Origin of the sequence: Allobosea sp. (assembly GCF_036675845.1) — a bacterium.
GTDB lineage: Bacteria > Pseudomonadota > Alphaproteobacteria > Rhizobiales > Beijerinckiaceae > Allobosea.
The window spans coordinates 1-9065 of record NZ_JAKFED010000093.1; the positions used below are offsets into that span (position 1 = coordinate 1).

5 protein-coding genes are annotated in these 9065 nt (G+C 67.4%); 4 read left to right on the top strand and 1 reads right to left on the bottom strand.

Annotated features, from left to right (window positions below):
* A partial coding sequence (locus tag V6M56_RS10915; RefSeq protein ID WP_332683606.1) for a hypothetical protein occupies positions 1-276 on the top strand: 276 nt, incomplete at its 5' end.
* A 109-nt stretch (positions 277-385) separates the two neighbouring features.
* Positions 386-805 carry a DUF930 domain-containing protein gene (locus V6M56_RS10920; RefSeq protein WP_332683607.1) on the top strand — a complete coding sequence of 140 codons (420 nt, stop codon included), beginning with the start codon at positions 386-388 and terminating at the stop codon, positions 803-805.
* Positions 806-866: 61 nt separating this feature from the next.
* On the opposite strand, the gene V6M56_RS10925 is transcribed toward V6M56_RS10920, so the two are convergent.
* A complete protein-coding gene (locus V6M56_RS10925; protein ID WP_332683608.1) occupies positions 867-4307 on the bottom strand; it encodes a DNA methyltransferase in 3441 nt (1146 codons plus the stop codon).
* A gap of 139 nt (positions 4308-4446) precedes the next feature.
* On the opposite strand from V6M56_RS10925, the gene uvrB reads away from it, so the two are divergent.
* A complete protein-coding gene (uvrB, locus tag V6M56_RS10930) occupies positions 4447-7149 on the top strand; it encodes an excinuclease ABC subunit UvrB (protein WP_332683610.1) in 2703 nt (900 codons plus the stop codon).
* A gap of 137 nt (positions 7150-7286) precedes the next feature.
* Positions 7287-8309, top strand: coding sequence for a hypothetical protein (locus V6M56_RS10935; RefSeq protein ID WP_332683611.1), 1023 nt, complete (start codon positions 7287-7289; stop codon positions 8307-8309).
* Positions 8310-9065: the final 756 nt, after the last annotated feature.

Consider the following 9065-nt stretch of genomic DNA (forward strand, 5'->3'; position numbering starts at 1 on the left):
TCCGGCAATGCACCGATCACGACACGGCTGCGCACGGTGACGATCGGCCTGCCCGGCGATGCGCCGATCGTCGCCAGCAACGAGGACAGCTCGATGCCGGATGGGCCGATGACCACCGAGATTCCGCGCGAGCGCCTCTGCCGCCTCGGCGATCTCGAGCAGATTCTCGTGCGGATCGACCCGCCCGAGGAGGATGCGAGCGCCGATAGCTGGATCCAGACCGGCTCCGCCTCGGAGCTCCTGCTCGCCCCGGCGCTGCGCCAGGCCGTCTGCTGAGGCGGCTGACGCGCAAACCTCGGTGGGAAGCCGCTTTTATGTCTGGGCGGGATCGTGCAAGGCCGATCAGGTTGACATGCGGCAGCAGCCTGTCGTTGAAGATGCCCCCATGCCTAGTCCGTATTCCCTGCTCGGCCCGCGGCAACTCACGCTGCTCTGCGGCCTCTTCCTGCTCCTGCCGCCTGGCCAGGCGCTCGCCTACGACGCCCGGCTACGCCCGCAGTTCGAGCGACTGGATTCGCATACGCGCCTCGAGGAGGTCTGCGATACCGAAGTGACTTTGCGGATCAATCGCGACAAGCCCGAACTGCAAGTCGACAAGGTGGTGGCCTATACGTTCAAGCAGCCGGTCGAGCAGAGCGACCGGCTCGCAGCGGAAGGGGCCGCCTTCCGCAGTCGCGGCAAATGGTTTCATCTCCGGTACAAATGCCAGACCGGCCCGCGCCATCTCGACGTGCACGACCTCAGCTACCAGATCGGCGGCGAGATCGGGAAGGCGCTCTGGCGGCGCTACTATCTGTACGACTGACGCCCGGCCGCCGCGACAGGCCGGAACTTGAGTCCGAGCTGCCGTTTATGGGTCCCCCGACCTAACCACCGACGACCAGCCGCCGCGCGAAACGGCGTCCGCCATCGCCGGTCGAGACCTCGCCGACCCGGGCGAGCGAGACCAGGATGGCGCGAACCGCGGTCCTGACCTTCAGCCCCTGCTGGAAGCGCAGCGCGACCGCCTCGGCATCGAGCGGCGCCGGCGAAGCCGCCAGCAGAGCGAGCACTGCCGCCACCCTTTCGACCGGCTGCGCCGGAAACAGCGGCCGCCCGGTCGCGGCCGCTGGCATGGCGAGCAGCTCGGGTGCCTCGATCTGCTCCGCCATGACGCCTGCACGCCCGAGCCGAGGGCGCTGATAGTCGGGCCGCAGCCAGCGTACCGCGCCGCGCCGCTCCTCGCGGCCGCGTTCGCGATTGAGGCCGACCAGCCGGGAAAGGACTTGCTCCGCGCCACTCTCGGCCGGCAAGCCATAGGCTGCGGCCACGGCCGCATCGAGGGCATCGTGATGCTCGCTGAGGATCAGGACGAGGCCGCGATCGCGGACATCCTCGTCCTGCGCCGCCAGGGGAGCGCCTGCCCGGATCGCCCCGCGGACATTGTAGAGCCTGGTCAGGGTCAGGTCGGGATGTGCCGCCAGAACCTGCTTGCGCAAGGCGTCGAGCGCCTCGGCCGGGGCGCGGATCGCCTGCTTCTGCGCTTCGCCGATCTCGGGAAAGGGGAACGGGTCGAAGCAGCGCGATTTGGAGTAGCGGGGTCGATCTTCGAGCGTCCCGCCTTGCTGCAAGCACCAGAACGCATGGATGCGCGACGACAGCACGCCGAGATGGAAGGCGTCCGACAGGGCGACGGCGACGAGCATGTTGTCGGGCAGGATCGTCCGGTCGAGGAACTGGAAGACGCGGTGCTTGGCCGTCTCGACGGTGGCGATGTAGCGCTGCAGGCCGGCAAGCGCCGGGCGCAATTCGCGGCGCGGTTCTCCGAAGACCCACCATAGATCGCGATAGGATTGGCGGTTGTTGGCATCGCGGCCGACGGGCCGGCCAGATGCGTCCTTCTCCTCCTTCACCGTCAGCTTGACGTGCTGGTAGACCTCCGGAAAGCGCTCGCGGACCTCGCCGGCATCGAGCCCGAGCAGATCGATGACCAGCGCGCCGCGTGGCCGCGCCGTGAGATCGCGGCCGTTGCGGTAAGGCCGGATATGGGCTTCCAGCCCGGGCCGCCGGCCGAGGCCGAGCGCTATCGCCTCGTCCGGCTTCACGATGAAGCCCGCCCCGTGCAGCTTGACGCCGGGCGAGCACAGGCTTTCGTTGGCGAGCAGCGCGAGAGCCTGGGTGGCATCGACGCCGATGGTCAGGTCCGGATTGATCCGGCCGGTCCGTTCCACGATCTCGATCTGCGGCTGGTCGCTGTCGAGCCCCGCCTCCGAGACGACCTCGAGCTGGCGCCCGTCATGCCGGCCTGCCGCCGCCACCGTCATGGCGATGCGTACCGCCGCTGCGTCCTTGCCGGCCTTGGTCCAGGGATGGTCGGCGATCGCCAGCAGCAGCGAGACCGGCTTGCGTGCGCTCAGATGCCGCTCGACGACGCGGCGCTGGAAGAGCTGGGTGATCGAGTTGGTGGTGACGAAGCCGAAGCGCCGGAGCGCAGTGTCCGGCCGGGTGAGCAGTTCCGCGGCACGGTCCCACCAGTACATCACCAGATCGGCGCTCTCGTTCATCTGCGGCCAGGCGAGGCGCAGCGCCGCGACATAGCCGTCGCCGAGCCGCCGGCGCAGATCCTTGCCGCCGATGAAGGGCGGGTTGCCGACGATGAACTCGGCCTGCGGCCAGGGCGGCCGGCGTGGATTGCGCGGCGCCACCTCGCGGCCGGCCTCGATGGTCGGCACCGGCCAGTCGTCCCAGACCAGCAGCGCGTCGCCGGCGACGATCTGCGCCAGTTCCTGCAGGATCGGCTCGCTGGGCGCGAAGGCGCGCGTGCGCAGATGCCATTGCAGATAGCCGATCCAGAGCATCAGGTCGGCGATCGCCACCGCGCGGCGATTGGCGTCGATGCCGAAGAACTGCCGCGGCCCGACGCCACGCTCGGCGAAGCCGCCGAGATGCTCGGCGGCGCCGAGCTCGGCCGCGGTCTCCAGCACCTCGCCCTCGAGCCGCTTCATCAGGTCCTGCGCGACGTGCAGGAAATTGCCGGTGCCGCAGGCGGGATCGAGCACGCGCGTCGCGCAGAGCTGCCGGTGGAAAGCCTCGACCAAAGCGAGCGCCGCTCTAGCGCTGCCGCCGTCGCGCGCCTGCTGGGCGGCGCCGAGCACGGCGCGCCAGTCGTCGCGCAGCGGCGATATCACGGTCTCGACGACCAGCCGCTCGACATAGGCGCGCGGCGTGTAATGCGCCCCCAGCCTGGCCCGCTCGGCCGGCTCCAGCGCCTGTTCGAGCAGCGCGCCGAAGATCGCCGGCTCGACCAGGCTCCAGTCATGCTCGGCCGCCGCGAGCAGCTCGGCGATGCCGTCGCGGCCGAGCGCGAAGACCTGCGGCTCGGCGAACATCCGGCCGTTGAAGCGCTTGATCCTGGCGCGCACGGCCGAGGAGTACTCGCCCCGGTCCATCGCCCGCCAGAGATCCTCGACCAGCGGCTTGAAGCTCCGCGGCGCCGCCTGGCATTCGCGCAGCAGCCGCTTGAAGCTGTCGCGCGGGATCAGGCCGACATCCTCGGCGAACATGGTGAACAGGCAGCGCATCAGGAAGAGCGCGACATCCTCCGCGTCGTGGCGGCGCTCGAGCGCCTTCGAGACGGCGGCGAGCCGCTCCGCGATCTGGCGCGTCGCGACGGCGGCATGGCGGGCGGGATCGAGAGTTGCAGGGTCACTCCAGACCCGGGCGATCCAGGCCCGGACCGCAGGATCGCGCAGGTCGTCGAGATAGACGCGGAAGCGGTGCCGGTCGGGGAACTGGGCGTAGTTCTTCCCCTGGCCGGAAAAGTCGGCATAGAACTCGAAGCAGTGCCCGACATCGCAGAGGATGATGAAGGGCGGCCAGCCATGCGCGGCCGGCAAGGCGCGGGCGTAATGCTCGGCCTGGCGCTTGGCGTGCAGCATCTTCACGTCGAGGGAGCGATCGGCGCCGCGCCGGCCGCGCGGAGCCCCGGCCGGGTCGTCGGCCCCGTCCTCGGCCAGCAGGATCTCCTTGCCCTGGCCCTTGAGCCGGCTTTGCTTGGCTTCGAGTACGAAGCAGGACTTCCTGTAGAGATCGATGCGGCCGGTCGTCGTCGCGCCGGCGGCATCGTGGAAGGCGACCGGATACTCGAAGCGATAGGTCACTGCCTCGGCATCGCTGGTCGGCGGGAGCGGCGTCTCGGCTGCGACCAGGCGGCAGAATTCGATCAGGAACTGGGCATAGGCCGCCCGTTCGGCGCCTTCGGAGACACGCCATTTCGCGATGAAGGCGTCGACCTCCGCCGCTTCCGCATCAGCCCCGCCCCCCGACATGGCCGCCTCCCACTGATTGCATCTCTAGTTTATACAACTAATGGTTGCGTTCTCGCCCCTGTCAACTCCTGTCACCAATCCGCCGGCCGGGGCGCCCCGCCCCCTCGCATCGGCCGCGAACTGCGCCCATATTGCCGCCATGCCCAAGCGCCCCGATGCCAGCTCCGATACCGCCACGCCTGCCGCCACGGCCAAGCTCGCGAAACCCGCGGCGAAGAAGCCGGCCAGCGCCCGCACGCCCAATTCAAAGGCGACCAAGCCGGAGCTGAAGCCGCTGGAGGGTTATCTCGCCGACCTGCTCAACCCGGCGATCAACCGCGGCACGGCGGTGCCGGGCGGCGCCTCGGGCTTCAAGGACACGCCGCAGGCCGGCTATGAGGCGCGGCCGGCCGATGGCGGCGAGAAGAAGAAGCCGCGCAAGCTCTCGAAGAAGGCCGATTCCGCCTTCGACCCGGAGAGCGACAGCGCCGCCTCGCTGACCGCGAAGTCGCTGCAATATCTGCTCGAGACCGGCAGCCCGTTCATCGAGCCGGGCAAGGCCTGGACGCCGCACCGCCCGGCCCGGCCGGAGAAGTCGGAAGGCGGGGTGCGCTTCCGCATGCAGGCCGATTTCGAGCCGGCCGGCGACCAGCCGGTGGCGATCGCCGACCTCGTCGACGGCGTGCGCCGGCAGGAGCGCGACCAGGTGCTGCTCGGCGTCACCGGCTCCGGAAAAACCTTCACCATGGCCAAGGTGATCGAGGAGACGCAGCGCCCGGCGCTGATCCTCGCGCCGAACAAGACGCTGGCTGCCCAGCTCTACGGGGAGTTCAAGAGCTTCTTCCCCGACAACGCGGTCGAGTACTTCGTCTCCTATTACGACTACTACCAGCCCGAGGCCTATGTCCCGCGCTCGGACACCTATATCGAGAAGGAATCCTCGATCAACGAGCAGATCGACCGGATGCGCCATTCGGCGACGCGCTCGCTGCTCGAACGCGACGACGTCATCATCGTCGCCTCCGTCTCCTGCATCTACGGCATCGGCTCGGTCGAGACCTATACGGCGATGACCTTCTCGCTGAAGCTCGGCGAGCGCATCGAGCAGCGCCAGCTGATCGCCGACCTCGTCGCGCTGCAGTACAAGCGCACCCAGCATGATTTTTCGCGCGGCTCCTTCCGGGTGCGGGGCGACAGCATCGAGTTGTTCCCGGCGCACTATGAGGACCGCGCCTGGCGTATCGGCCTGTTCGGCGACGAGATCGAATCGATCGCCGAGTTCGACCCGCTGACCGGCCAGAAGACCGGCGATCTCGAATTCATCAAGGTCTACGGCAACTCGCACTACACCACGCCGCGCCCGACGCTGACCCAGGCGGTCAAGAGCATCAAGGCGGAGCTCAAGGGCCGGCTCGACGAGCTCAACCGCATGGGCCGCTATCTCGAGGCGCAGCGGCTCGACCAGCGCTGCACCTTCGACATCGAGATGATCGAGGCGACCGGCTCGTGCAACGGCATCGAGAACTATTCGCGCTATCTCACCGGCCGCAAGCCGGGCGAGCCGCCGCCGACCCTGTTCGAATACCTGCCCGACAACGCCCTCGTCTTCACCGATGAGAGCCATGTCACGGTTCCGCAGATCGGCGCCATGTACAAGGGCGACTTCCGCCGCAAGGCGACCTTGGCCGAATACGGCTTCCGCCTGCCCTCCTGCATGGACAACCGGCCCTTGCGCTTCGAGGAATGGGACGCGATGCGCCCGGGCTCGATCCATGTCTCGGCGACGCCCGGCGGCTGGGAGATGGAGCAGACCGGCGGCGTCTTCACCGAGCAGGTCATCCGCCCGACCGGGCTGATCGACCCGCCGGTCGAGATCCGCCCGGCCAAGCACCAGGTCGCCGACCTGCTCGACGAGATCAAGGAGGTCACCGCCAAGGGCTTCCGCACCCTCGTCACCGTGCTGACCAAGCGCATGGCCGAGGATTTGACCGAGTACCTGCACGAGAACGGCGTGCGGGTGCGCTACATGCACTCCGACATCGACACGATCGAGCGCATCGAGATCCTGCGCGATCTGCGCCTCGGGACCTTCGACGTGCTGGTCGGCATCAACCTCTTGCGCGAGGGCCTCGACATCCCCGAATGCGGCTTCGTCGCCATTCTCGACGCCGACAAGGAAGGCTTCCTGCGCTCCGAGACCTCGCTGATCCAGACCATCGGCCGCGCCGCCCGCAATGTCGACGGCAAGGTCGTCCTCTATGCCGACCACATCACCGGCTCGATGGAGCGGGCGATGGCCGAGACCAATCGCCGCCGCGAGAAGCAGGAGGCCTACAACGCCGCCAACGGCATCACGCCCCAGACGATCAAGCGCGCCATCGGCGACATTTTGGGCTCGGTCTACGAGCGCGACCGCGTCACCGTCGACAAGGGCCTGAGCGACATCCCGGCCTCGGGCCACAACCTCAAGGCGGCGATCGCCGATCTCGAGAAGCGCATGCGCGAGGCCGCCGCCGACCTCGAATTCGAGACCGCCGCGCGCCTGCGCGACGAGATCAAGCGCCTGCAGGCGACCGAACTCGCCATCGCCGACGACCCGCTGGCGAGGCAAGGCGAGGTCGAGGCGAGCGCGGGGAAGTACAAGGGCGAGCGCAGCTATGGCGCGAGCGCCAACCTGCCGACCCGCGCCCGCAAGCCGACCGACGCCGATATGGGGCCGCATAACTGGGGTGGCGGCGAGGCCAAGCCGAAAGCGAGCGTGGCAAGGCCGCGCAAGCCGGGGCTGGACGAGATGGGCCCGGTGCCGGAGTCGCGGCCTAAAGGGGCGGGCGAGGAGCGCGGGAGGCGGAGGGGGCGGAGGTAGGGTGTGAGTGCGAGCTTGCCATGTTTGTGGTGCTTGGCGAGGATCCTGCATTACGAAAGGTCATTGAGGTGCTGAGTTGTCCCCGCGCGCTTGCATCCGGACTTTTCTCAGTCCTCCCCGACCTGTAACCCGGACTAGTGCACATCTTTATCGATGAATCGGGATCATTTGGCGGCGTCGGAGTGGGCGCCAGCATCTCCGTGGTCGGAGCCCTGATCGTCCCCGAAAGCAAATGGCCGAAGTTGCAACAGGCTTACCGGCGCCTCAGGCCGCGGCTGCCGCAGGACAAGGGCGAAGTGAAAGGACGGCTGCTCTACGAGGCCGACGTTGCGGAGATCATTCGGCTCCTGCGCCGTTACGAGACCCTGTTCGAAGCCACAATAATCGACCTAGGTATGCACACCGAGGAGATCATACGTCGACACCAGGCCAATCAAGCTGTCGGAATGACTGACACGCTGACCGACGCACATCACCCCTCCCTGGTCGACAACATTTGGAAAGCGCGGCGACAGCTCGAAGCGCTCAGCATGCCCCTGTATGTCCAGGCGTTGGTCACATTCTATCTAGTGCGGAATGTCCTTGAGATTGCCCCCAACTACTATGCACAGCGGCGACCGCGGGAGCTGGCAGGCTTCCACTGGGTAATCGATGCCAAGGGCCGCCAAGCAAACCCGACGCCGTGGGAACAATGGTGGTCAAAGGCTATCATGCCGTGGATGCAAACGGCCATGATGCGAGACCCAATTGGGTGGTGCCGCGACTTCAATTTCAGGCACACCTCGAGATTTGAGACGGAGCCGACAGAGTTCTTTCGCTCAATCGCTCCCAGCGAACTGCTCTCGAACCGTGCCAGCGTGCTCAACATAAATTTGCTGATGGGCGAGAGCTTCCGATTTTCGTACGCAGCGGAGCCAGGGCTGGAACTAGTCGACATCGTAACGACGACACTCCGTCGCGCGCTTGTCGGCAATTTGCGACTGGAGGGCTGGCGCGATTTGCCTAGCCTCATCGTGAACCGGAAGGGCGAGAACCTGCAGATATTAGCGCTGACAGGCGCCGAGAGCCCAGCCAAGCGCCTTCCCTACTCGGCGGTGGTCAAAGCGTTCCGAAATTCAAGTCGGTCGATGTTAGCCACCCGCACCAATGCAGATAGATGATCCTTGGGAGCGAGGGTCATCCTGGCGAAGACGTGGATGGTCGGCACAATGGACCATGACGGGGAGGCGCGGAGCAGGACAGGCGAGAAAACTAATCCCCGCCTCGAAAAACCTCCCGTATCATCCCCCGCACCTCATCCCCGAGGGGCGGCCATCCGGAGGCATGTCGTTTGGCGGGGTGGGTGCGGCGCCTGCGGGCGAGGGTTGCGCCTTGCTCCCGGGAGGCTTCGGGAACCGCCCTGGGGATACTACGGTCCCTGTGCGAGGAGCTCGCTAGGTGGAGGATGGAGTAAGCCGGCTGCCACGCCGCAAGCGCGACTCGCCCGCAAGGGGAACTGGCGCGAGCGGCCGGCGGCAGGGCGGCCAGCCTCCCGCAAGCGCGGCCCGGAGACTCAAGAACGCCGCCATGGCGGAGCGCCACGGGGCGTGCGGGAGGTGGCTCAATCCTCTCGCGCCGCTTCCTGGCTCAATGGAAGCGGATACCAAACGCGCCTCGCGGCGCTCCGCTGCCCCTCAATGGATAAACGCCCGCAGGCAAGGCCTGCGGGCGACGATGACCTGTGCGTCATTCTCGGGCGAAGCCCTCGGGTCCGACCTTCGGTCGGCCCAAGGATAAACTCCGCGCAGACCCGGGAATCTCAGGACCAGAACGCGCCGATCAAAGCCTCCTCCGGCCTGAGATGCTCGGGTCAAGCCCGAGCATGACGGCTGTGGCCGCGCCCTTCGCTTATGGGACAGGCGACGAAGGGCGCGGCG